This window comes from Amycolatopsis sp. lyj-112, assembly GCF_046549055.1.
In the GTDB taxonomy this organism is placed as follows: domain Bacteria; phylum Actinomycetota; class Actinomycetes; order Mycobacteriales; family Pseudonocardiaceae; genus Amycolatopsis.
In genome coordinates this window covers 388575-412774 of sequence record NZ_JAJPWS010000003.1, presented here as the reverse complement: position 1 = coordinate 412774, position 24200 = coordinate 388575, and the positions used below count along the sequence as shown (strand labels likewise).

The 24200-nt window shown below is 70.6% G+C and carries 22 protein-coding genes; 17 read left to right on the top strand and 5 right to left on the bottom strand.

Annotation, left to right across the window (positions count from 1 at the left end; all coding sequences use genetic code 11):
* Positions 1–4 precede the first annotated feature (4 nt).
* On the top strand, positions 5–484 hold the full coding sequence (locus tag ACLJRL_RS13970; protein WP_410656564.1) for a hypothetical protein: 480 nt from the start codon (positions 5–7) through the stop codon (positions 482–484).
* 4 nt (positions 485–488) lie between these two features.
* On the opposite strand, the gene ACLJRL_RS13965 is transcribed toward ACLJRL_RS13970, so the two are convergent.
* Complete coding sequence (locus ACLJRL_RS13965) at positions 489–1421, bottom strand: cytochrome P450 (RefSeq protein WP_410656563.1); 933 nt, start codon at positions 1419–1421, stop codon at positions 489–491.
* A 39-nt stretch (positions 1422–1460) separates the two neighbouring features.
* On the opposite strand from ACLJRL_RS13965, the gene ACLJRL_RS13960 reads away from it, so the two are divergent.
* The 5 genes from ACLJRL_RS13960 to ACLJRL_RS13940 all read left to right on the top strand — a co-directional run bounded on the left by ACLJRL_RS13960 (position 1461) and on the right by ACLJRL_RS13940 (position 6954).
* Positions 1461–3146: a fatty acyl-AMP ligase gene (locus tag ACLJRL_RS13960; protein WP_410656562.1), complete on the top strand. Its 1686-nt coding sequence runs from the start codon at positions 1461–1463 to the stop codon at positions 3144–3146.
* Complete coding sequence (locus tag ACLJRL_RS13955) at positions 3136–3441, top strand: acyl carrier protein (RefSeq protein WP_410656561.1); 306 nt, start codon at positions 3136–3138, stop codon at positions 3439–3441. Before ACLJRL_RS13960 ends, ACLJRL_RS13955 begins: the two co-directional genes overlap by 11 nt.
* A gap of 195 nt (positions 3442–3636) precedes the next feature.
* The gene (locus ACLJRL_RS13950) at positions 3637–3894 is read left to right on the top strand and encodes a hypothetical protein (protein ID WP_410656560.1); all 258 of its coding nucleotides are present in this window, start codon (positions 3637–3639) and stop codon (positions 3892–3894) included.
* Positions 3894–6323 carry a hypothetical protein gene (locus ACLJRL_RS13945; RefSeq protein ID WP_410656559.1) on the top strand — a complete coding sequence of 810 codons (2430 nt, stop codon included), beginning with the start codon at positions 3894–3896 and terminating at the stop codon, positions 6321–6323. The genes ACLJRL_RS13950 and ACLJRL_RS13945 overlap by 1 nt, the downstream gene beginning before the upstream one ends.
* Before the next feature lie 28 nt (positions 6324–6351).
* On the top strand, positions 6352–6954 hold the full coding sequence (locus ACLJRL_RS13940) for a hypothetical protein (RefSeq protein ID WP_410656558.1): 603 nt from the start codon (positions 6352–6354) through the stop codon (positions 6952–6954).
* 173 nt (positions 6955–7127) lie between these two features.
* Here ACLJRL_RS13940 and ACLJRL_RS13935 read toward each other — a convergent pair whose 3' ends face one another.
* A complete protein-coding gene (locus tag ACLJRL_RS13935; protein ID WP_410656557.1) occupies positions 7128–7955 on the bottom strand; it encodes a dienelactone hydrolase family protein in 828 nt (275 codons plus the stop codon).
* A gap of 183 nt (positions 7956–8138) precedes the next feature.
* Here ACLJRL_RS13935 and glmS point away from each other — a divergent pair, with 183 nt between their 5' ends.
* The 8 genes from glmS (at position 8139) to tsaE (ending at position 17759) form a co-directional block, all read left to right on the top strand.
* Complete coding sequence (gene glmS, locus ACLJRL_RS13930; RefSeq protein ID WP_410656556.1) at positions 8139–10001, top strand: glutamine--fructose-6-phosphate transaminase (isomerizing); 1863 nt, start codon at positions 8139–8141, stop codon at positions 9999–10001.
* A 14-nt stretch (positions 10002–10015) separates the two neighbouring features.
* On the top strand, positions 10016–11461 hold the full coding sequence (locus ACLJRL_RS13925) for an NAD(P)H-hydrate dehydratase (protein ID WP_410656555.1): 1446 nt from the start codon (positions 10016–10018) through the stop codon (positions 11459–11461).
* A 233-nt stretch (positions 11462–11694) separates the two neighbouring features.
* Complete coding sequence (locus ACLJRL_RS13920) at positions 11695–12510, top strand: DeoR/GlpR family DNA-binding transcription regulator (RefSeq protein ID WP_410656554.1); 816 nt, start codon at positions 11695–11697, stop codon at positions 12508–12510.
* Positions 12500–13936 (top strand): xylulokinase, encoded by a 1437-nt coding sequence (xylB, locus tag ACLJRL_RS13915; protein WP_410656553.1) that lies wholly within the window; start codon positions 12500–12502, stop codon positions 13934–13936. The genes ACLJRL_RS13920 and xylB overlap by 11 nt, the downstream gene beginning before the upstream one ends.
* 4 nt (positions 13937–13940) lie before the next feature.
* Positions 13941–15032 (top strand): ABC transporter ATP-binding protein, encoded by a 1092-nt coding sequence (locus ACLJRL_RS13910; protein WP_410656552.1) that lies wholly within the window; start codon positions 13941–13943, stop codon positions 15030–15032.
* A gap of 29 nt (positions 15033–15061) precedes the next feature.
* A complete protein-coding gene (gene alr, locus ACLJRL_RS13905) occupies positions 15062–16201 on the top strand; it encodes an alanine racemase (RefSeq protein WP_410656551.1) in 1140 nt (379 codons plus the stop codon).
* The gene (locus ACLJRL_RS13900) at positions 16198–17295 is read left to right on the top strand and encodes an alpha/beta fold hydrolase (RefSeq protein ID WP_410656550.1); all 1098 of its coding nucleotides are present in this window, start codon (positions 16198–16200) and stop codon (positions 17293–17295) included. Before alr ends, ACLJRL_RS13900 begins: the two co-directional genes overlap by 4 nt.
* On the top strand, positions 17295–17759 hold the full coding sequence (gene tsaE / locus ACLJRL_RS13895; protein ID WP_410656549.1) for a tRNA (adenosine(37)-N6)-threonylcarbamoyltransferase complex ATPase subunit type 1 TsaE: 465 nt from the start codon (positions 17295–17297) through the stop codon (positions 17757–17759). Before ACLJRL_RS13900 ends, tsaE begins: the two co-directional genes overlap by 1 nt.
* 63 nt (positions 17760–17822) lie before the next feature.
* Here tsaE and ACLJRL_RS13890 read toward each other — a convergent pair whose 3' ends face one another.
* Both ACLJRL_RS13890 and ACLJRL_RS13885 read right to left on the bottom strand, forming a co-directional pair.
* Positions 17823–19154 carry a carboxyl transferase domain-containing protein gene (locus tag ACLJRL_RS13890; protein ID WP_410656548.1) on the bottom strand — a complete coding sequence of 444 codons (1332 nt, stop codon included), beginning with the start codon at positions 19152–19154 and terminating at the stop codon, positions 17823–17825.
* Positions 19151–20572, bottom strand: coding sequence for an acyl-CoA synthetase (locus ACLJRL_RS13885; RefSeq protein ID WP_410656547.1), 1422 nt, complete (start codon positions 20570–20572; stop codon positions 19151–19153). The genes ACLJRL_RS13890 and ACLJRL_RS13885 overlap by 4 nt, the downstream gene beginning before the upstream one ends.
* A gap of 233 nt (positions 20573–20805) precedes the next feature.
* Between ACLJRL_RS13885 and tsaB the strand changes: the two genes are divergently transcribed.
* The 3 genes from tsaB to tsaD are packed head-to-tail and all read left to right on the top strand — an operon-like array spanning position 20806 to position 22996.
* A complete protein-coding gene (gene tsaB, locus ACLJRL_RS13880) occupies positions 20806–21471 on the top strand; it encodes a tRNA (adenosine(37)-N6)-threonylcarbamoyltransferase complex dimerization subunit type 1 TsaB (RefSeq protein ID WP_410656546.1) in 666 nt (221 codons plus the stop codon).
* A complete protein-coding gene (rimI, locus tag ACLJRL_RS13875) occupies positions 21468–21950 on the top strand; it encodes a ribosomal protein S18-alanine N-acetyltransferase (RefSeq protein ID WP_410656545.1) in 483 nt (160 codons plus the stop codon). The genes tsaB and rimI overlap by 4 nt, the downstream gene beginning before the upstream one ends.
* Positions 21950–22996, top strand: coding sequence for a tRNA (adenosine(37)-N6)-threonylcarbamoyltransferase complex transferase subunit TsaD (gene tsaD, locus ACLJRL_RS13870; RefSeq protein ID WP_410656544.1), 1047 nt, complete (start codon positions 21950–21952; stop codon positions 22994–22996). Before rimI ends, tsaD begins: the two co-directional genes overlap by 1 nt.
* On the opposite strand, the gene wecB is transcribed toward tsaD, so the two are convergent.
* Complete coding sequence (gene wecB, locus ACLJRL_RS13865; protein ID WP_410656543.1) at positions 22993–24147, bottom strand: non-hydrolyzing UDP-N-acetylglucosamine 2-epimerase; 1155 nt, start codon at positions 24145–24147, stop codon at positions 22993–22995. The genes tsaD and wecB overlap by 4 nt on opposite strands.
* Positions 24148–24200: the final 53 nt, after the last annotated feature.

Genomic DNA, 24200 nt, shown 5'->3' with positions numbered 1-24200 from the left:
GAACGTGAATCCTGAAGAGGATCTCGCGCGGCTTCGGCAGAAGCTGGCCGGGCTGGAGCGCGAGAACGGCGACCGGATGTACCTGGTCGACCAGCGGGCGGCCAAGGCCGTCGAGGAGAGCAGGGCCGCGGAAGACAAGCTCAAGCAGGACACGGGTGCGGCGTTGGACGCGCTGCGTGAGCAGAAGCGGCGGGCCGAGGCCGCGGGCGGCTGGGCGACCGAGTCGACCGTCGGCGACAAGGTCGAGGACGACGGCGACTTCGGGTTCGAGGAGGACGACGCGGAGAACGAGCGCCGAGCCGGGTATCGGGCGGCCGACGAGCCGCCGGTCGCTTACCGGCCGCCGGCTCCCGAACCGCAGGCGCCTCCGCCACCCCCGCTTCCGGTTCCCGAGCCCGAGGCACGACCCGCCGGGCGGCATCGGCGCGCGGCCGGACGGGGCGACGACGACGATTTCGCCGACACAGACTGGCTGGCGACCTGAGCCGTCAGGTTCGCAGCGCGACGATGGCCCGCTCGACGCCGTGGAAGACGGCGTGCGTCTTGTACCGCACGTCTTCCACGACGTGGCCGGGAGTCAGGATCTCGGCCAGGGCACGGAGCGCCACTTCGCCCTCGGAGACCGCGACCCGCGAGCCGGGGCAGGTGTGGCGGCCCAGGCCGAAGGCGAGTTCGGCGCCGGGGCCCAGCGGGATGGCCAGCTTGTCGCCCGGCGTGAAGTCCTTGCCGGACAAAGAGAACGGCGCGATCACGCGGCGGGCGGCGAAGCGGGTCGGGGCGACTTCGTGGATCAGGCCGCGTACGTCGTCGAGGAGATCCGGACGGCGTAGTAGCTCGAGACCGGCGAGGGCGAGGAAGTTCATGGAGTTCTCGTACGCGGCGTGCGCGAGCATCACCGGCGTGATCATCAGTTCGTCTTCGGTGATCCGGCCCGCTTCGTGCGCTTCGCGGAGCAGTGCCAGCCCGCCGCCCTCGACGGCCGTCGCCTTGAGGAAGAACATCGCCACTCTGAGCGCGGCGGTGTCGGCTCCGGCCGGCGCCCCCGACCAGACGTCCAGGTTCGCGGCCGTCTCGGACAGGTTCGTCAGCAGTTTCTCGTCGAGCGGCTCGACCGCGCCCAGCGCCGCCGTCGTCACCCTGGCCGCCACCGGCCTGGCGAAATCGGTCACCAGATCGAACCGAGAGCGCGACTTTAGCCCCCAAATCGCGATCCGGACGTCCGTGAGCACCTCGTCGGGCAGGGGCTCGACCAGGGCGATCACCTCTTTGACGACCGCTCGCAGCCGTCGATGGTCCGCGCCGTCCATCAGCAGGAGATTCGGCGTCTCGGCGGCGGCACCGCCCGGGTTCGAGCTGAGCTCGCGGTCGCGCAGGGCCTTGACGCGGTCCGCCGGATCGTCCAGCACGAAGAAGTCGTCCACGTTCGTATGATGCCCAGGCCGCGGCCGGAGGATGTGCCCGTGTCACCAAATCCGTCACCAGAAGTCCCCGAGGACGTTCTGCGGACCCCGCTCGTCCGGCGCCTTCTCGAGCGCGCCGACGTCACGCGCCCGGCATACACGCACCTCGACTGCTCGAACCGGCACGACCTCGTCGAGCGGACGCTGACCTGGGCCGAACTCCTCATTCACGTACGCGCTGTCGCGGCGAAGCTGCGCGAGCTGGTCCAGCCGGGGGACCGTGTCGCGATCACGGCACGACAGGACCTCTCGTACGTCGTCGCGTTCTTCGGCGCGCTCTACGCCGGGGCTGTCGCGGTGCCGCTGTCCGCGCCGGACGTCCGCGCGCACCGCGAGCGGCTCGTCGGCGTCCTGAACGATTGCGACGCCGACATCTGGCTCACGTCGGAGGCCCTGGTCGGGCGGCTCACGGAGTTCGCCGAGGCCGAGCCTGTCCCGGCGCCGCGCGCGATCGTCGCCGTCGATACCTTGGCGCTGGATCCGGCGGATACGTCCGCGCCGGCGCCGGTCGCGCCCGAAGACCCCGCCTACCTGCAGTACACGTCCGGCACGACGCGATCACCCGCCGGTGTGATCATCACGCATCGGGCCCTCGCGGCCTCGTGCTGGCAGATCTGCGACGCCTACGACGTCGACGAGCGCACCACCTGCGTCGGCTGGATTCCCTTCTTCCACGACATGGGGCTCGCGCAACTGCTGGCGGGGACGCTGCACAGCGGCGGCCGGTCGGTGTTCATCTCGCCGCTGGAGTTCATCCGGCGACCGGAGCGCTGGCTGCTGCTGATGTCGTCGTATCCGAACACGCTCACCGCGGCCCCGAACTTCGCGTATGACCTGGTGGTCGAGGCTGTGCCGGAATCGAAGCGCGCCGAGTACGACCTCTCGACGGTGGCGATCGCGCTCAGCGGCAGCGAGCCGGTCCGCGCGGCGACCGTCCGGCGGTTCCTCGACGCGTACGAGCCCCATGGCTTCCCTCGGGGTGCCTTCAGGCCGTCTTACGGGCTGGCCGAGGCGACCGTCTACGTCGCCAGCGGCGACGCGGACGGCCCGGTGCTGACCGAAGTGGACGGCCGCGAGGTTGTCGAGATCGGGTGGCCCCGAGGCCAGCGGGTCCGCATCGTCGACCCGGCGGATCGCGATTTGCCCGCGAATGTCGACTTGGGCGAGATCTGGGTGAAGGGGCCCAACGTGGGGGCCGGGTACTGGCGGCGCCCCGAGCTGACGGCCGAGGTGTTCGACGCCGAACTCGACGGCGAAGGCGGCTGGCTCCGCACCGGCGACCTGGGGTCGATCAGGGACGGAAGGCTGTCCGTGACCGGACGGCTGAAGGACCTGATCATCATCGACGGCCGCAACCACAGCCCGCACGACATCGAGGAGACCGCCGCCGCCGCGCACCCCCTCCTCGGGCCCGACCGGATCGCCGCGTTCTCGGTCGACCTCGACGACGGCGAGGGCGTCGTCGTGGTCGCCGAGCGCGCGCGGAAGGCGTCCGACTTCGACGAACACGAGGTCGAGCGGGTGGCCACCCGTGCCGTCGCCGAGCGGCACGACGTGCGGCTCGAGGCCTTCCTTCTGGTGAAACCCGGCGGGCTGCCCCGCACCTCCAGCGGCAAGGTCGCGCGTTCCGCGGCCAGAACGCGGTACTGGACGGCGCATGGGACAGAATCGCCCCATGGCAGCTGACGGGAGCGAGTACGTCGACGAGATCAAGGCCCTCGTCTGCGAAACCTTCAACGTCGATCCGGACACCATCGACGAGGACACGCCCTTCGCCGAGATGGGGGTCGACTCCCGGCGCCGCGTCCGGCTCCTGGCGACCGTCGAAGTGGAGTTCGGTATCGACATCGATCTCGACGAGCTCGACCGCCTTGTCGACATCCGAGGCGCGGCGACCGTTCTCGCCGAAGCCGTCGAAGCGGGTGCCAAGCCCCGAAAACGTGGTCTACCAGGCTTCTTGCGCCGTAATCGTTTGAGTTAGCAAAGGTGTGAATGTCCCTGCGGTCCGGATGACCGGTGGGTACATTCTGTGTGCATATGCGACGGCACCTGACGCCACTCGCGTGCGTCGTAGGTAGGTCAAGCAGGCGGATACAGCGGGATGAAGGGGGCACCGGCCATGCCGGACGGGGGCTACAAAGCCGATTCAGAGGCGATGCTCACAGCGTCGACGTCCTTGGATCGAGCGGCTGAGAACACGACGTCCGAGGCGGGCAAGGTCGGGCCGACCCAGGTGCAACCCGCGGACTTCGGCCGGGTGCACAAGGACCACCAAAAGGGTTATGCGACCGGCATTCTCGCCATCTCTGACGCGATGAAGGGCTATGCGGGCCAGCTCACGCAGCTCGCCGGCGGGGTCAGCACCGCGTCGACCCGCTACACCTCATCCGACCAGGCGAACGCCGCGGCCGCGAACAAGGCGGGGACCCAGTAATGAGCCAACCGACGGCTAAGCAGATCGAGGAAATCCAGAACGACCCCTACATCACGCAGGGCACCAAAGACGCCCTGCTGAATCCCTTCGGCAACAGGGAAGAGGCCTACAAAAAGGCCATCGCCGAGCGTGACGCGAACTCGACCGCGGACAAGCAGCAGAAGACGGCCGCAGCCAAGGCCGACAAGGACCTCGACTCCATGGCGCGGCCCGCCGCCGGTGGTTCCACGACCAAATCCGACCAGGTACTCGATCTCGGGAACCCGGCGCTGGACTTCTTCTCGGACTGGACCGAGCAGGTCTGGAACAAGATGCCGGACAAGCCGCACGAGATCAGCTACAAGACCGACATCTGGGACAAGTTCCACGAAAACCGCGAGATCAACTTCCAGGCGATGTTCGACGAGGTCGAAGACGTCGCCGACGCCAAGAAGGCGGTCGAGACGACGCGGACCGACGCGACTTCGGCGCTGACCACGCTCTTCCATGACTGGAAGGGCGAGGGCGCGACCGCCGCGAAGGTGAAGTACGAGCAGCGCATCCAGCCGGACGCGCAGGAGCTCATCGCGCAGATGGACGGCGTCGTCAAGCTGGTGCCCTCGACCGTCGACAAGATCTACAGCGCGCTCAAGCTGAAGGTCGACGAGACGCTGAAGCTGCGCGTCGACAAGGTCGCCACGGCGCCGCTGTATCTCGCGAAGCAGGTCGTCGAAGTCGCGAACGGCAAGATCGATTCCAAGGAAAAGCTCCTCGACATCGCGTACTGGCTCGATTCGCAGTGCCCGGGCAACAACCTCGCTTCGCGGCTGCGTTCCGACGACTGCGACCTGAACGACGGCAACAAGGAATACGCGATCGGGGCCGCGAAGCAGTGGCTGACGGGTTCGTTCGCCAAGGAATTCGGCGAGCGGTACGAGAACTTCAAGAAGCTCTGCAAGAACGCGACCGACACGATCAACACGCAGTACCACGAGCTTTCGCGGTTCATGGAGGACTACACCAACCCGTTCCCGGCGGCCGGGTCCGAAAAGCCTCCCGCTGAAAAGCCGCCTGTCGACGACGGTGGCGGCGGTGGAACCCCGCCTGGTGGCGGGGGCGGCACGCCTCCCGGTGGCGGAGGTGGCACGCCTCCCGGCGGTGGGGGCGGCACGCCGCCGGCGGCTTCGGTCCCGGAAGCGCCCGGGCCCGAGGACAAGCCCGCCGAGGGGACGAACCCGGTCACCGGGAAGCCGCTCGAGATGGACCCCGCGACCGGAAAGCCGTACCCGATCGACCCTGCGACCGGCGAGGCGATCAAGGACGGCCTCGACGGTCAGGACACCATGACCGTCGAGAAGGGCGACAACAAGATCGAGATGTCCGAGCCGGATAAGGACGGCAAAATGGACATCAAGGTCGACGACGGCAAGGGCAACGAGAAGGACTACAAGCTCGACTTCGACGACCCGAAGGCCGAAGACGGCAAGCCGGGCGAAGAGGGCAAGGACCCGAAGGACAAGGACGCGGACTTCGGCCCGAAGGGTGCTGTCAAGGAAGGCGAGCCCGGCGCGGACGGCGTCTACCGGCCCGGTCCGGACGGCAAGATCCACATCCAGGACGGCAACCTCAAGATCACCGCCGAGCAGCCGCAGGGCCCGAACGGCCCGACCGTGGTGACCGTCGACGACGGCAAGGGCGAGCCGACCTCCTACACCCTCGACGAAAAGGGTGAGAAGACCGAGCTCAAGCCGGGCGACGCCCTCAAGACCGACGACCTCAAGGACACGAACGGCCTCGACGACCGGGATCCCGGTAACCCGAAGCCCGAGAAGCTCGACGGCATGCGCACGATGCCCGCTCCGGGTGAGGGCCCGATGTCCGGCGGAGAAGGCTTCAGCGCGCCAGGCGGTGTGGACGTCGGCGCCTCCGCAGGTGGCAGCGTCGGCGGCGGTGCCGGTGGCGAAGGAATCGCCGCGGAAGCCGGGGCCTCCGGTGGGGCCGCGGCGGGTGGCGACGGCACCGTGCCGACCGCCAGCGGCGGAAGCGGCGGCGGCAGCTTCGAAGGCGCGCTCGGCGGCGTGGGCGACGGTGGCTCGGCGGGTTCGCTCAACGACGCCGGTTCGCTCGAGGCCGGCGCCCAGACCGGTGGCGGGGCCCAGCCGTCCGGGGCTGACAGCGGCCTCGGCATGGCACCGGGCGGAATGGATTCCGCTCCCGCGGGTGCCGGTGGTTCCGCCAGTAGTGCGGGTGGAATGGGCGGCGGCATGATGGGTGGAATGGGTGCGATGGGTGGCGCCGCCGGCGGCGGTGGTGGCGGGGGTGACACGCAGCGCGGGTCGAGCCAGTACCGCGTCGAGGGTGGCATTTTCGAAACCAGCGGTGCGGGCGGCCGGATCAGCGGGTCGCTCGACGATGACAGTGGCGACCGCTCGATCAGCTACGAACGATGATCGGTAGCGGGGGAACGAGGGAGGACCGATGAGCGCTGTTGACCGGCTGGCGGCCGCCATGTCCAGGCAGGACGCCGCCATCACGGAGCAGATGGAGCAGCGCGGGCTGCGGGAGCGGCATCTCGCCGAGGCCAAGGCCCAGGCGGTGGACACCATGCAGAAGGACGCCGCCGTCCACGACAAGTACGCCGCTCACATGGCGGAACTGGGGAAGCGGAGCAAGGAGTCCGGCGGCTGGCTGACCGGCAAGACGACCGCCGACCGCAGCCACATGATCGGCTTCGACATCGAGGACGACGACAAGGCGGCCGACCGGTTCGCCGAGTTCGGTGGTCACCAGGGCTTCGACGCGTCTCGGCCGGCGCCCCCGCCTCCTCCGCCCTCGCTTCCGCCGCCGTCTCCGGTCGGCCCAGTCGGCCCGGGAGTGCCAGGGGGCCCCGGTGTGCCCGGCGTGCCCGGGATGCCGGCGACGGTGGACGTCCCGCCGTCTGCGGTGCCCGCCGCCGGTCCGGGTGCCGGGGCCCCTGAAGCGCCGGACGCTCCGGCGCGGCGCCGGGGCCGTCACGCGGCGCGCGACGACAAGGGTTTCGACGACGACGACTTCTCGAACAACTCGTGGATGGTCGACTGACCGTCAGGCACACGACAGGGCCCGGCTCACCAGAGCCGGGCCCTTCTTCCTGCCCGCCCGACCTGCGTTTAGCAGCCAAACTGCGACGCGTAGGCATGCTAAGTAGCCGAGTGGGGTCGCCGAGCACAGATCGCGATTAGGCCGCGAAACGCAGGTCGGCGGGGGTGCGGGGGTCAGGCGGCGGGTTCGTCCTGGAGCTCGATCGGAGCGCGCTTGACGTCGGCGTCCAGCAGCGGCTGGTACTTCGTCGTCCCGGTCAGATGGGTGAGGAAGAACGCGGTGAACAGTGCCCGCGTCAACTGCTGGGTCCCGCGGTGCGGCTTCCCGTGCAGCAGCAGCTGGCTCCAGTGCTTGCCCTCGGTGACGCCGAGGTGCGACGACTTCCCGAGCGTCCGCAGCTGCACCGGCCCGGCCCACGCGTCCGCGATGGCCTCGGCGTGCCCGACCGGCGGCGCGACCAGGTCCTCGCTCGCCGCGAGGTGCAGCCCGGGCACGGTCACCGACTGGGCGGACACGGTCGCCGGCGGCAGCGTCTGCGCGGGCGTGATGGTCGCGACAGCCTGGATCCGCGGCCGCTGAGCCGATTCGTCCGCGGCCTGTGCCGCGGCGAGGACGGCCGAACCGCCACCGGTCGAATGTCCCGCGAGACCGAGTTTGGCCGGGTCGACGCTGATGCCGTCCGGTCCGAGGCGGACCGTCGTGATCAGTTCGAGCGTGGTGAGCAGGTCGCCCGCCAGCAACCGGTGCGAGGGCAGGGGCCCGCGCTGGGTGGCCGGGGCCGCCGCGACGATGCCCCAGCTCGCGAGGTGCCGGAGCAGATGCCGGTAGCTCCCGGTGGGCTGCAACCACCCGTGCCCGAACGCGATCGCGGGCAGACCGAGCCCTGAGCGGGGCGTGAACACGACACCGGGGAGTCCGACCAGGGCGAGATTGCCCCGCAGGACGTCGTGCGGACCTGGGTGGGACAGCTCCGCGAGCAGCTGCTTGGGCTTGCTGGCCATGCTCGTGACCTTACTGCCCGCGCCCCCGTCCGGCCCGCGCGCCGCCCCGCCGGTCGCCTCAGACCGGCCGACGGCGCTGCTTAGCCTGCCTAAGCGTCGCGTTTAGGCCGCTAAACGCAGGTGCCGGGGCCTGGGGGCGGAGCCGGGCGAAGGGCCTGGAAGTCCCTCGTTAGGCTGGCGGCCGTGTGTGGAATCGTGGGATACGTCGGACACCGCCCGGCCCTGGACGTCGTCATCGGCGGACTCCGGCGGATGGAGTACCGCGGCTATGACTCGGCAGGCGTCGCCGTTCTCGACGGCGCCGGCGCGCTGAACGTCGAGCGCAAGGCAGGCCGCCTGGCCAACCTGGAGACTCAGCTCGACACGGTCGGCAGGGACGCCTTCGGCGGCACCGCCGGCATGGGGCACACCCGCTGGGCCACCCACGGTGCGCCGATCGACCGCAACTCGCACCCGCACCGGGACGCCTCCCAAAGCGTCGCCGTCGTGCACAACGGCATCATCGAGAACTTCACCGCCCTGCGCGCCGAACTCGAGGCCGAAGACGTCGAGATGGCGAGCGACACCGACAGTGAGACCGCCGCCCACCTGATCGCCCGGGCCTACTTCCAGGGCGACACGAAGGGCGACTTCCCCGCCAGCGTCGCCGCGGTCTGCCGCCGCCTCGAAGGCGCGTTCACCCTGGTCGTGACCATCGCCGACCAGCCGGACACCATCGTCGCCGCCCGCCGGTCCTCGCCGCTGGTCGTCGGCGTCGGCGAAGGTGAGCACTTCGTCGCTTCCGACGTCGCCGCGTTCATCGAGCACACCCGCGAGGCCGTCGAGCTCGGCCAGGACCAGCTCGTCGTGATCACCCGCGAGGGTTACGAGGTCACCGACTTCCACGGCGACGCGGCGCAGGCCAAGCCGTTCACCGTCGACTGGGACCTCTCGGCCGCGGAAAAGGGCGGCCACGAGTACTTCATGCTCAAGGAGATCGAGGAGCAGCCGGAGGCGCTGGCCAACACGCTGCGCGGCCACTTCGACGGCGGCCGGATCATTCTCGACGAGCAGCGCATCTCCGACCAGGACCTGCGCGACGTCGACAAGGTCTTCGTCGTCGCGTGCGGCTCGGCGTACCACTCCGGCCTGGTCGCCAAATACGCCATCGAGCACTGGACGCGCCTCCCGGTCGAGGTCGAGCTGGCCAGCGAGTTCCGCTACCGCGACCCGGTGCTGGACCGCGCGACCCTGGTCGTGGCCGTGTCGCAGTCGGGCGAGACCGCGGACACCCTCGAGGCCGTCCGCCACGCGCGCGAGCAGAAGGCCCGCGTCCTGGCCGTCTGCAACACCAACGGCGCGCAGATCCCGCGTGAGTCCGACGCCGTGCTGTACACGCACGCCGGCCCCGAGATCGGTGTCGCCTCGACCAAGGCGTTCCTCGCCCAGATCGCGGCCAACTATCTGGTCGGCTTGGCACTGGCACAGGCCCGCGGCACCAAGTACCCGGACGAGGTCGCCCGCGAGTTCGCCGAGCTCGAAGCCATGCCCGCCGCGGTGCAGAAGGTCCTGTCCACTGTGGACCAGGTCCGCGACCTCGGCCGCCGGATCGCCGACTCGAAGGCCGTGCTGTTCCTCGGCCGTCACGTCGGTTTCCCGGTCGCCCTCGAAGGCGCGCTGAAGCTCAAGGAACTGGCGTACATGCACGCCGAGGGCTTCGCCGCCGGTGAGCTCAAGCACGGTCCGATCGCGCTGATCGAAGAGGGCTTGCCTGTGGTCATCGTGATGCCTTCGCCGAAGGGTCGCGCGGTCCTGCACTCGAAGCTGGTGTCGAACATCAGCGAAATCCAGGCGCGTGGTGCCCGCACGATCGTGATCGCGGAGGAGGGCGACGAGACCGTCCGCCCGTTCGCCGACGAGCTGATCGAGATCCCGGCCGTCCCGACGCTGCTGCAGCCGCTGGTTTCCACCGTTCCGCTGCAGGTGCTCGCCGCCGAGATCGCCCGCACGCGCGGGTACGACGTCGACAAGCCGCGTAACCTGGCGAAGTCGGTCACCGTCGAGTAAGGACCGGAGGCGTCGTGCAGGGAATCTGGACCACGGAACGGATTCGCGCGGCGGAAGACCGGTTGCTCGCCGTCACCTCGGACGGCGGGCTCATGCGGCGCGCGGCTTTCGGTCTCGCCGTGCACGCCGCCGAGATGCTGGCCGACCACACCGGATCGGTTTCCGGGCGGCGGGTGACGCTGCTCGTCGGATCGGGCAACAACGGCGGTGACGCCCTGTGGGCGGGCGCGTTCCTGCGCCGCCGCAATGTGGCCGTCTCGGCGATCCTGCTGAAACCCGAACGTGCCCATGGCCCGGGTTTGGCCGCGTTGAAGCGATCGGGTGGCCGCGTAGTGTCCGTCGAGGACGGTCCACAGTGGATTCGCCAGGCCGACCTCGTCCTCGACGGGATCGTCGGGATCTCGGCACGGGGTCCTTTGCGGGCGGACGCCGCCGCACTGCTGGAGTACGTGAGCGCGCCGGTGCTGGCCGTCGATCTGCCGAGCGGGGTGGACCCGGACACCGGCGCCGTCGACGGTCCGGCCGTCGTCGCCGATCGCACGGTCACTTTCGGCGCGCTCAAGCCCGTGCACGCCCTCGCACCCGCTTCCTGTGGCGAGGTCACCTTGGTGGACATCGGGTTGCGGCCCGAACTCGGCGAACCGGATCTGTGGCGGCTCGACACGGCCGACGTCGCCGCCGCGTGGCCGATCCCGGGTCCGGCGGACGACAAGTACAGCCAGGGTGTGGTCGGCGTGGCCGCGGGATCCGCGACGTACCCGGGAGCGGCCGTGCTCGCCGCAGGCGCGGCGGTGCGGGCGACGTCCGGGCTGGTGCGGTACGCCGGGCACGCCGCGGACATGGTGCGCGGGAGGTGGCCCGAGATCATCGCGACAGGTTCGGTGACCGACGCCGGCCGGGTGCAGGCGTGGGTGGTCGGGCCGGGGATCGGGACCGGGCACGAAGGGCGCGACGTGCTGCGGTTCGTGCTCGGCCGGGGCGTGCCGGTGTGCGCGGACGCCGACGCGACGACGATCATCGCGCGTTCGCCCGACGTGCTCGACGCGCGTGATCCGGACACGCCGCTCGTGCTGACGCCGCACGCGGGGGAGTACGAACGGCTGATGGGGACGCCGCCGGGAGCGGACCGGGTCGCGGCGGCGCGATCGGCGGCACGGAAGTACGACGCCGTCGTGCTCCTGAAGGGGCACTGCACGGTGGTCGCGGCGCCGGACGGGCGCACGCTGGTGAACACGCCGCGGGGCGCGTGGCTCGCGACGGCCGGGTCGGGGGACGTGCTGTCCGGTCTGGTCGGCGCGCTGCTCGCCGCCGGGCTCGACCCGTGGCTGGCCGCGGGGGCCGCCGCGCACGTCCACTCGCTCGCCGGGTCGCTGGCCGCCGACGGGGCGCCCACTTCGGCGTCCGGCATCCTCGGCGCCGTCTCGGACGCCATCCGGTCCGTCCGCTCACTCACCTCCTGACCCCGGCCCGACCTGCGTTTAGCCCCCATATCGCGCTCTGATGGCACCCGCCCGCAGAGCACGATATGGGGGCTAAACGCAAGTGGGGCGGGCCCAGGGGGAGGTGAGCGAAAATCAGGGAGTTACCGAGTTATGTGTTAACTCCGGGCGAATAATCTGGTAAGAAGCAGGTGTGAGCGCCGACACCTACCCCGCCGAGGCCCTGCCGCCCGGAGTCGTGAACGGTGTCGCCCATGTCTAAGACCAGGCCCTCGGACGCCGCCGTCGAGCACCGCCGCCAGGAGATCCTCGACCACGTCATCGCCACCGGCGAGGTCCGCATCGACGACCTCACCGCGCGCTTCGGCGTCAGCCTCATGACGATGCACCGCGACCTCGACGAACTCGCCGAGCGCCGCCTCCTCCGCAAACTGCGCGGCAAGGTCGAGGCCTACCCGGCGACGACCATGGAGTCGGCCGCCCGCTTCCGCGACACCTTCAACCAGGTCCAGAAGGACGCGCTGGGCGAGGCCGGCGCGGCGCACGTCCACTCCGGCCAGACGGTCTTCATCGACGACTCGACGACGCTCTTCCCGCTCGTCCGCCGCCTCGGCGCCATCGAAGACCTCACCGTGATCACGAACTCGCTCGAAGCCGCCCGCATCCTCGGCCCGGTCAAGAGTGTCGAGGTCGTCCTCGCCGGCGGCCGCTACCACCACGAGTTCGATTCCTGCGCCGGTCCGGACGTCCTCGCGTTCCTCGACCGCACGCACGCCGACATCGCGTTCGTCTCGGCCGCCGCGGTCGCGGTCGGCAGGCTGTTCCACCCGGTCCAGGACTACGCCGCGCTCAAGAAGGCCGCGCTGCGCACGGCGAGCCGCAACATCCTGGTGGTCGACAACTCCAAGTTCGGCCGCACCGCCACCTTCGCGCACGGCGACATCGGCGACTACGACCTCCTGATCACCGACAACGAGACCCCGACCGAGGAGATCGAGGCCGCACTGAACGCCGGTACCGCGATCGAACAGGTCGAATGCGACCCGGAGGGGCCGGAATATGAAATCTGACCTGGTGGCCGGTATCGATTCGTCGACCCAGTCGACGAAGGTCGTCGTCTGCGACGCGAACACCGGCGAGATCGTCCGCACCGGCCGCGCCACGCATCCCGACGGCACCGAGGTCGCCCCCTCGGCGTGGTGGGACGCGTTCCGCCAGGCCACGGACGGCCTGCTCGACGGCGTCGCCGCTCTCGGCATCGGCGGGCAGCAGCACGGCATGGTCACTCTCGACGAAGCCGGCGAGGTCGTCCGGCCCGCGTTGCTGTGGAACGACACCCGGTCCGCGAAGGCCGCCGAAGACCTCGGCGGCGAACTCGGCGCCGAGAACTGGGCGAAGTCCGTCGGCTCGCTCCCGGTGGCCAGCTTCACCGTCACGAAGCTGCGGTGGATGGCGGAGAACGAGCCCGAACTGGCCGATCGCGTCGCCCGCGTTCTGCTCCCGCACGATTGGCTGACCTGGCGGCTGCTGGGCGAGGGCGCCGAGCCGGTCACCGACCGCGGCGACGCCTCCGGCACCGGCTACTTCTCGCCCGCCACCGGCGCCTACCGCCAGGACCTCCTCGCGCACGCCTTCGGCGGACGCACTCCCGCCTTGCCCCGGGTCATCGGCCCCGCCGAGGCAGCGGGCCACACCCCCGACGGGATCCTGGTCTCGGCCGGAACGGGCGACAACATGGCCGCCGCGCTGGGCCTCGAACTAGCCCCCGGCGACGTCGTGGTCTCGCTCGGCACCAGCGGCACCGTGTTCGGCGTCTCCGAGACCGCGAGCGCTGACCCCAGCGGCATCGTCGCCGGATTCGCCGACGCCACCGGCCGTTTCCTGCCGCTCGCGTGCACCCTCAACGCCGCCCGGGTGCTCACCGCCACGTCCGCGATGCTCGGCGTCGAGCTCGCGGAGCTCGACAAGCTGGCGCTGGCCGCCCGGCCCGGCTCCGGCGGCCTGACCTTCCTGCCCTATCTCGACGGCGAGCGCACGCCGAACCTCCCGGACGCCAAGGGCACGCTCTTCGGCCTCACCCGGGCGAACATGACTCCCGAGAACCTCGCCCGCGCCGCCGTCGAAGGCATGTTGTGCGGCCTGGCAGCCGGGCTCGACGCCCTGCGTGACCAGGGGCTGGAAGTCCGACGGGTGCTCCTGATCGGCGGCGGCGCGCAGTCGGCCGCGGTCCGAGCGGTCGCGCCGCTCGTCTTCGGCGTGCCCGTCGTCATCCCCGAAGTCGCCGAATACGTCGCGGTCGGCGCCGCGCGTCAGGCGGCTTGGGCCCTCGCTTCCAGCACGGAACCTCCCCGCTGGCAGGAAGACCACGGCAAGACCCGGCTCGAACTGGCCGAGCCGACCGAGGCGGACCGCGCCGAGGGGCACCGGATACAGCAACGACATCTCGAGGCACGCGAACTCGGGCATGGCATTTCCGCGAAACCGAAAGAGGACTGAACCGATGGCCACGATCACCTACGACAAGGCGACCCGGCGCTACGCCGGTTCCGAGCGGCCCGCCGTGGACGCACTCGACCTCGAGATCGCCGACGGCGAATTCCTCGTGCTGGTCGGGCCTTCCGGCTGCGGCAAGTCCACCAGCCTGCGGATGCTCGCGGGCCTCGAAGACATCGACGACGGCGCCGTGTGGATCGGGGACCGCGACGTCACGCAGCTGCCGCCGCGTGCCCGCGACATCGCGATGGTGTTCCAGAACTACGCGCTGTACCCGCACATGACCGTCGGCCAGAACATGGGCTTCGCGCTGAAGATCGCGGGCCGCCCGGCGTCGGAGATCAAGCAGAAGGTGCTCGACGCGGCCAAGCTGCTCGACATCGAGGACTACCTCGACCGCAAGCCGAAGGCGCTCTCCGGTGGTCAGCGCCAGCGTGTCGCGATGGGCCGCGCCATCGTGCGTGAGCCGCAGGTGTTCCTGATGGACGAGCCGCTGTCGAACCTCGACGCCAAGCTTCGTGTTTCCACGCGTACGCAGATCGCCGCGCTGCAGCGCCGTCTCGGCGTCACCACCGTGTACGTCACGCACGACCAGGTCGAGGCCATGACGATGGGCGACCGCGTCGCCGTCCTCTCGGACGGTCTCCTGCAGCAGTGCGACACCCCGCGCGCCCTGTACGACCGGCCCGCAAACGCTTTCGTCGCCGGTTTCATCGGCTCGCCCGCGATGAACCTCGTCACCGCGAAGCTCACCGAAGACGGCGCCGAGCTCGGTGGCGCGCGTGTGCCGCTGACCCGCGAGATCATCGCCAAGGCCGACGGCGACACGGTCACCCTCGGCTTCCGCCCGGAGTCGCTCGAAGTGACCGCCACCGAAGACGGCACGCTGCCGATCAAGGTCGAACTCGTCGAGGAACTCGGCTCGGACGCGTACGTCTACGGCAAGCTGGCCGAGACCGACGCCGAAGGCACGAAGTCGAACGTCGTCACCCGTGTGGACCCGCGCAAACCGCCGGTCATGGGCGACACCCTGCACCTGCGGATCCGCTCCGACGAACTGCACGTGTTCTCCGCCACCACCGGGGCGCGCCTGTCCTGAGCCCGGTCCGTGGGAAACTGGCACTCGTTATGAGCGCCAGTTTCCCGCGTGCCGAGGTCGTCATCGACCTGTCCGCCATCCGGCACAACGTCGCCCTGCTCGCTTCACGCGCCGCCGGCGCCGAGACGATGGCCGTGGTCAAGGCCGACGGCTACGGCCACGGTGCGCTGGAAATCGGGCGGGCCGCCGTCGAGGCCGGGGCGACCTGGCTGGGCACCTGCTCGCTCGACGAGGCGCTCGCGCTGCGTCGTGCCGGGATCGGCGTCCGGCTCTTCAGCTGGCTGGACACTCCCGAAGCCGACTTCTCGCTCGCGGTCGCCGAAGACATCGACGTCGCCGTCAGCTCCCTCGACGAACTCGCCCGAGTCGCCGAGGGCGCGCGTCGAGCACGCGACTTTAGCGGCCTAAGTGCGATCTCCCGGGTGCACCTCAAGATCGACACCGGGCTCTGGCGAAATGGCTGTCCACCTGCGGAATGGCCGGCGCTCGTCCAGGCCGCGGCGGCCGCGAAGCCACTCGTGGACGTCGTCGCGATCTGGTCGCACCTGGCCTGCGCCGACGAGCCGGGCCACCCGTCCGTCGACGCGCAGGCGAAGCGGTTCGCGGAGGCCTACGACCTCGCCCGCGCGGCCGGACTGAACCCGATGCGGCACCTCGCGAACTCCGCCGCCGTGCTGACCCGGCCGGAGCTGCACTTCGACCTCGTGCGCACCGGGATCGCCATGTACGGCCTGAACCCGGTGCCCGCCGCCGAGGAGCTGCGCCCGGCGATGACCTTCCGGTCGTCGGTGGTGCTCACGAAGCGGATCGCGGCAGGCGAATCCGTGTCGTACGGGCACACCTGGACAGCCGGGCGCGACACGACGCTCGCCCTCGTCCCGGTCGGATACGCCGACGGGGTGCCGCGGACGCTGTCGGGCCGGATGGACGTGTGGCTCGCCGGACGACGTCGCCCGGTGGTCGGCCGCGTCTGCATGGATCAGCTGATCGTCGACTGTGGCGATGACGAACCGGCTGTCGGCAGCGAAGTGGTCCTCTTCGGCGAAGGCACGTTTGGGGAGCCGACGGCCCGGGAATGGGCAGACAAGCTGGGCACGATCGACTACGAGATCGTGACTTCGATGTATCGCCCGCGGATCCACCGGACGTATCTGGAGGCAGGCTCGTGACACCTTCACGACGACTGCTGGCCATCGTCGGCGGGGTCGGGGCGATCGCCACCGGCACCGCCGCCGCGATCGCCGTCGCCGCTCAGCAGCGGCGGCAGAGTGAGGATCCGTTCGTGGACGAGCCGTTGGGGGATCTTGAACCGGACCGGGTATCGACAGTCGCGGCGGAGGACGGCACGCCGCTTTCGGTCGAGGAGATCGACCCGGCCGATGGGGGCGAGCCGGAGCTGACCGTCGTCGGCGTGCACGGCTTCGCGCTGTCGAAGCGCTGCTGGCATTTCCAACGGCGGGACCTCGCGTCGCTGAAGCTGCCTCGCGTGCGGCAGGTCTACTACGACCACCGCGGGCACGGGCAATCCGGCGCCGCGACCGCGGAGACGAGCACGATCGAACAGCTGGCGCGGGACCTCGACATGGTCCTGCGTTCGGTGGTGCCGGAAGGGCCTGTCGTGCTCTTGGGGCACTCGATGGGCGGAATGGTGCTCATGGAGCTCGCTTCGGAGCGCCCTGCGCTGTTCGAAGACCGCGTAGGTGGCGTCGCGTTCATCGCGACCGCCGCGGGCGAGGTCGGCGCCCGGGGGCTGCCGCGATCGCTGCTCTCGAAGTACAACCCGCTCACCCGGGGCGTCGGCGGGCTGGCCGGCTGGCAGCCGGGACTCGTCGAGTTCGTGCGGGCGGCCGGCGGACAGCTGACCCGGCAAGCCGTGCGGCGGCTGGCTTTCGGCAGCCGGGACGTGTCGCCGCGGCTGGTCGACTTCATGCTCGAAATGCTCGAAGTGACGCCGGTGCGAGGGTTGGTGAACTTCGTCGACACCCTGGGCAGTCACAACCGGTACGCCGCGCTCGCCGGGTTGAAGCACGCGCACGTGCTGGTCGTCGGCGGCGATTCCGACCGGTTCACGCCGATCGCGCACGCGGAGCGGATCGCGGCCGAACTGCCGGACGCGGAGCTGGTGCGCGTGCGCGGCGCGGGGCACATGGTGCAGCTGGAACAGCCCGAACTGGTGAACAGCCACCTGATCGACTTGTTGCAACGGTGCACGGGCACCGATGGTGAAAATCCCGACCGGCGAAACTGGTGGTGGCAGCGCTGATGACCTACGTCTTCCCGACTCCCGAGCTGACCATGGACTTCGGGCGGGCCCTGGGGAGTTCGCTGCGCGCGGGCGACCTGGTGCTGCTCGCCGGGCCGCTCGGGGCGGGCAAGACGACGCTGACCCGTGGGATCGCGGACGGTCTCGGCGTCCGCGGCCGCGTCAGCTCGCCGACGTTCGTGCTGGCCAGGGTGCATCCGGCGGGCGAGTCCGGAGTCGCGCTGGTGCACGTCGACGCTTATCGGCTCGGCGGGGATCTCTCGCAGCTCGACGACCTCGACCTCGACACCGAACTGGAGCGGTCCGCTGTGGTCGTCGAGTGGGGTGAGGGGGCGGCGGAGCGGTTGTCGGACGACTACCTCGTCGTCCGGCTGGACCGCCGCGACGACGACGTCCGGGTGGTCACCCTGGAGCCGCACGGCACCTGGGAGTCCCGCGCCCCCGACCTGCGTTTAGCGGGCTGATCGCGATCCGGAAGCAGTGTCGATGAGTTCTCGCCTGCAGGGCCCGGACTTGCGTTTCGCCCCCTAATCGCGATTTGACCGGCCGACGACGGAGCGCGCGATTCCCAGGCTGACCAGGTCTTGGGGACGCAGGCGCAGCCGATCCGCGAGTGCCGGCACTTCGTCGGCCGGGAGCTTGAGGATCGCTGCGGCCGCTTCGGGCGTCGTCACCGAGAAATACGCGTCGGGCGTCACCCACGTCGACCCCGGCGCGGCGAACGCGAGTGCTCCACCGGACCCGCCTTCCCCGATCACCAGCGTCGTGATCGGCACGGTCGCGCTCGCGACGGCCTCGAACAACTCCGCGATCGCCGCGCCGGCCCCGGCCTGCTCGGCCGCCGCGTCGTTGGCCGCACCCGGGGTGTCGACGAGCGTCAGCACCGGGATCCCGAGCCGCGACGCGAGCCGCACCAGCCGCGCCGCCGTCCGGAAACCCGAGGGCAGCGTCGGCGTTCCGCACTGCGCGGCGTACGCGATCGTCCGACCGTCTCGCCAGCCGAAGCCGCACACGACGCCGACGTCGACTCCGCCGCACCTGTCGCCCGAGACGTCCTCACGCCAGTCGAAGTACGCGTCGAGGTACTCAGCCGCCCTCGGCCGTTTCGCCGCTCGTGCCGCCTGGACCGCCTCCCAGCCGCTCTCAGACAACTCCGCCGAGCCCAGCGCGAAGGGAGGCTCAGGGGCCTCCGCCGTCGACGACGTCAGCAGGCGCAACCACCGTTGCAAGGCGTCGGGGAGGTCGGCGGGCGGCACGATCTGATCGACCTGGCCCCACGCGAACTTCGCTTCGGCCGTGTACGCCTCCGCAGGCGCGTCAGCGGGCCGGACCCGGGAACCGGCGAACCCGACCTGCGCGCCGGGCAACGCGAGAACGACGTCGGCACTCGCGCCGAGCGTCGCCCATCCGCCGCCCGTGGCCGGATCACGCAACACCGAGATCTGCGGAACCGTCCGAGCCGCGGCCGCCGCCCGCGCGATGCGCTGCAACTGCGAAAGCGCCCGCATCCCGTGCTGCATCCGGCTGCCGCCGGTCGCGATCAGCGAAACCACCGGCAGCCCGGACTTCGCGGCCTGGGCGAACGCCGCTTCGACGCGGTCGCCGGTGCGCTGGCCGATCGACCCACCCAGGAAGCCGAACTCGAAGGCGATCACGACCGCCTCGACGTCGCCGATCCGGGCCGTCCCGCAGACGACGGACTCGTCCTCGCCCGACCGCTCCGCGGCGGCCTCGCGTGCCGCGCCATAGCCAGGCCAGCCGATCGGCCCGTTCTCCGGCTCGGCCGAACACTCGACGGCGAGGTCTTCGAAACCCGTCGAGATCTCCTTGATGACGGACCGGGCGGAAGGCCTGTTCACCCGAGGGCTCGCTTCAGGACCTTGCCCATGTCGTTGCGCGGCAACGCTTCCAGGTAACGGACGACCCGAGGCCGCTTGTGCGGGGACAGCAGTCGCGCGACGTGATCGGCCAGTTCCGATTCCGTCGGGCGTTCTCCCGACGGCACCACCCAGGCCACGATGCGCTCGCCAAGGTCGTCGTCCGGCTCGCCGGTCACCGCGACCTCGGCGACGCCGGGGTGCTCCATGAGCGCGTTCTCGATCTCGCCGGCACCGATCTTGTAGCCGCCGCTCTTGATCAGATCCGTCGCCTTCCGGCCGACGATCTTCACGTATCCGGCCGCGTCGCGGGTCGCCATGTCGCCGGTCCGGAACCAGCCGTCGTCGAAGGCGGCCTCGGTCGCGTCCGGGCGATTGAGGTACTCGGTGAACAGGTTCGGTCCGCGGACCTGGATTTCGCCGACGGTCTCGGTCTCTTCGACGGGTCGCCCGGCCTCGTCCACGAGCCGCAGGTCGACACCCGTCAGCGGTACGCCGACCGTGCCGGGGACGCGGTCGCCGTCGGCTCGGACGCTGGTGTTCATGAGGGTTTCGGTCATGCCGTAGCGCTCGATCACGCGCTGGCCGGTCGCGGCGGTGATGCGCTGGTGGTCGCGGACCGGCAGCGCGGCCGAGCCCGAGACGAGCAGGCGAGCGCCGCTCAGTGCGTCTGCGAGCGCCTGATCGTCGCCGACCTCGCCGGCGATGCGGTGGTACATGGTCGGGACGCCGAACATCATCGTCGCCCCGGTGGCGAGTTCGCGTGCGACGCCTTCGGTCGAGAACCGGCCGAGGTGCCGGACCGATCCGCCGCGCCGGAGCGGCCCGAGAATGCCGAGGATCAGGCCGTGCACGTGGAAGAGGGGGAGACCGTGCACCAAGACGTCGTCGGCGGTCCACTCCCAGGCGTCCTCGAGCGCGTCGAGGGTCGTCGAGATCGCCCGGCGGGGGAGGACGACGCCCTTGGGCGGGCCGGTCGTGCCGGAGGTGTAGACGATCAGGGCCGGGGCCTCGTCGTCCGGCTCGGCGGGGAGATCGCCTGGCGTGCCTTCGAGGGTGATGTCGCGGCGCGGTAGCCCGGCGAGGCCGCTGGGCAGGTCGACGCCCGGTTCCGCCAGCACGAGGACGGGCTCGCTGTCGGCGAGGATGTGCGCGAGTTCGCGTTCGCCGATCTTCGGGTTGAGCGGGATGGCCGGGACGCCGGCGAGCAGCGCGGCGATCACGGCGACGCTGGTGTGCACTGTCGGTGACGCCCACACCGCGACGCGGCCGCTCGGCAGATCGCGGGCCAAGGTGCCGGCGACCGCCGCGAGGCCGGTGTGGGTGAGGGAGACGTCGCCGAAGCGGAGGGCTTCCTTTTCGGACCCGCTCGCCAGCGTGGGGAACAACCGATCGGGCACCGCGTGACCTCCTGCTCGACTCCACTGGCCGGGGCGCGTGGATCCGAGGCGGGGCCCCTCTCCGAAACCGTACCGCGCTGGACGCCCCTACCCCTGCGACCTGCTTCACACCCGACGCCCGACCTGCGTTTCGCCCCCTAATCGCGATCCGGCGGCAGGTGGCTGGCCAGGACGCCGACTTGCGTTCAGCCCCCTAATCGCGATCCGGGGCGCTGGTCGTAGGCTGGGTAACCGTGCTGGTACTGGCCATCGACACCTCGACCCCGGCGGTCACCGCGGGCCTCGTCGCCCTGGAGGGCGACGCCCTCGAATCCCGCGGCGACCGCATCACGGTAGACCCGCGCGCGCACGGCGAACTGATCACGCCCCACGCACTCGAAGCGGTCAAGGCGGCGGACATCACGCTCCGCGACCTCGACGCCATCGTCTGCGGTGTCGGCCCCGGCCCCTTCACGGGCCTTCGCGCCGGCCTGGCCACGTCCGCGGCGCTCGCCCACGCCCTCGGCATCCCCGCCCACCCGGTCTGCAGCCTCGACGCGATCGCCGCCGACGTCGCTCCCGGCAACGAACCGTTCCTCGTCCTCACCGACGCCCGGCGCCGCGAGGTCTACTGGGCCGCGTACGCCGCCGACGGCTCCCGGACCGACGGCCCGAACGTCCAGCGCCCGGCCGAACTCGAGACCACCATCAAGGTCGCGGCGGGCGACGGCGCGCTCCTCTACGCGGACACCCTCGGCGTCCAGCCGATCGAGCCCCGGTTCCCGTCACCCGTCGGGCTGGTCAGGGCCGCTCGAAAAGCGCTCGAAAGCAGTGCCGAGCCTGAGCCGCTCACCCCGCTCTACCTCCGTCGTCCCGACGCCGTCGAGCCGGCCGCGCGCAAGAAGGTGACCACGCCGTGAGGCTGGAACCCTTGCACCGCAAGGACATTCCTCGCTGCGTCGAGATAGAGAAGATCCTCTTCCCCGGCGATTCGCCCTGGAACGCCTACGCCTTCCACAGCGAGCTCGACGCGGGCGGCCACTACCTCGTCGCACGTCCGGATGACAGCGACGAGGTCATCGGCTACGCCGGGCTCGCCGTCGTCGGCCGTCGCGGCGACTACGAGACGAGCATTCACACGATCGGCGTCGACCCGGGATGGCAGCGCAACGGGGTCGGCACCACGCTGCTGACGGCGCTGCTCACCCGCGCGGACGACCTCGTGGCGCCGGTGTTCCTCGAAGTCCGCACCGACAACGACGCGGCGATCACGCTCTACGAGCGGCACGGTTTCGAACGTGTCGGCCTCCGCAAGCGCTACTACCAGCCCTCAGGCGCCGACGCCTACACAATGGCCCGCCCGCCGCGGGCCCAGGTCCGAGACGAGGTGGCGGGCTGATGCCGCGCATCATCATGGGCATCGAGAGTTCGTGCGACGAGACCGGCATCGGCCTCGTCCGCCTGCACGACGACGACACGGTCGAACTCCTCGCCGACGAGGTCGCCTCCAGTGTCGACCAGCACGCCCGCTTCGGCGGCGTCGTGCCCGAGGTCGCGAGCCGCGCGCATCTCGAAGCGATGGTCCCGACCGTCGAACGCGCCTTCGCCACGGCCGGGCTGAAACTGTCCGATGTGGACGCCATCGCGGTGACCGCCGGACCCGGCCTCGCCGGCGCGCTCCTGGTGGGGGTCGCCGCGGCCAAGGCCTACGCCGCCGCGCTGGACATCCCCCTCTACGGCGTCAACCATCTGGCCGGGCACATCGCCGTCGACACGCTGCAGCACGGCCCGTTGCCCGAGCGCTGTCTCGCCCTGCTTGTTTCGGGTGGGCACACGCAATTGCTGCTCGTGGACGACATCGCGTCCGAGATCACCGAACTAGGGTCCACTGTGGACGACGCGGCCGGCGAGGCGTACGACAAGGTCGCCCGGGTGCTCGGCCTGCCCTATCCCGGCGGCCCGCCCATCGACAAGGCCGCCAAGAACGGCGACCGCGCGGCCATCGCGTTCCCCCGGGGCATGACCGGACCGCGGGACGCCAAGTTCGACTTTTCCTTCTCCGGCTTGAAAACCGCGGTCGCGCGCTGGATCGAAGGCGCCGAGCGCCGGGGCGAGGAGATCCCCGTCGACGACGTCGCGGCCTCGTTCCAGGAGGCCGTCGCCGACGTTCTCACCGCGAAGGCGATCCGCGCGGCGAAGGAACACGGAATCGGCACGCTGGTGATTTCCGGTGGTGTGGCGGCGAATTCACGGCTTTCCGAACTCGCCGCCGAGCGCTGCGCCGAAGCCGGGATCGAACTGCGGGTCCCGAGGCCGCGCCTGTGCACGGACAACGGCGCGATGATCGCCGCTCTCGGTGCGCACGTGGTCGCCGCCGGACGTCCGCCCGCGTCGCTCGACTTCTCCGCGAATCCCGCCCTGCCGGTCCAGACCGTCTCGATCTAGCGCACTTCGGCGGCGGGCTGCGGGGGCACCGAGGCGAGGTTGAGGAGTTCTTCGAGAGCGGCCACCGTCAGTGTGGCGGCATTGCCGTCGCCGTAAGGGTTTCCGACGTGCGTCGGGTGAAGATCGCCACGCAGGATCCGGGCCGCGGTGTCGGCGATGAGGCCGGTGTCCGTCCCGACGAGCCAAGCGCAGCCCGCCTCGACGGCCTCGCGCCGTTCGGTGACGTCGCGGAGCACCAGCACCGGCGTCCCGAAGGTCGGCGCTTCCTCTTGGATACCACCGGAATCGGTCAGCACGAGTTCGGCCAGGCGCAGCGCGCGCACGAGGTCGGGGTATTCGAGCGGCTCGGTGATCGTCACCCTCGGCGTCCCGCCGAGCGCGGCCACGACCTGCTCTCGCACCGCCGGATTGGGATGCACCGGGAGCAGTACCTGGACGTCGCCGTGTTCCGCGACGATCAGTTCGATGGCCGCGAGTGTGCGGCTCAACGGCTCGCCCCAGGACTCGCGGCGATGAGACGTGACCAGGACGAGGCGCTCACCCGCCTCGGCGATCTCCATTTCCAGCAGCGCGAGCGCGGTGTCCCTGGCCGGGAGGTCGCGTTCGGCGATCTCGATCACGGCGTCGACGACGGTATTACCGGTGACCGTGATCCGTTGGCGCGGAACACCTTCCTCGCGCAACGCGGCCGCGGCGCCCGCTGTCGGCGCGAGGTGCAGGGCGGCGATCCGTGAGATCATCTGCCGTGTGCCCTCTTCGGGGAACGGTGCCGCGAGGTCGTGCGTGCGCAGGCCCGCTTCGAGGTGCACCACCGGGATGCCCAGCCAGAACGCGGCGAGCGCGCCGGCCAGCCCGGTGGTCGTGTCGCCCTGGACGACGACGGCCGCCGGGACGACCTGGCGGAGCAGCCGGTCCAGCGCCGGCAGCAGACCGGAAACCAGTTCCGCCTGCGTACCCGTGGTGCGCGGCGGGGTGTCGAGCCAGGCGTCGACCGGCAGGCCGAACGGGACCAGTGCCTGCTCGACCATGCCCTGATGTTGTCCACTGTGGACGATAAAGGGCCGTAGGTGCGGGTGCTCCGCCAGCGCCAGGGCCAGCGGAGCGAGCTTGACCGCCTCCGGCCGGGTCCCGGCCAGCAACATCACATCCACGCGTGCGCGCTCCTCATCCACGATTTCGAGTGTCCCGGAAACCTTGGGTGACG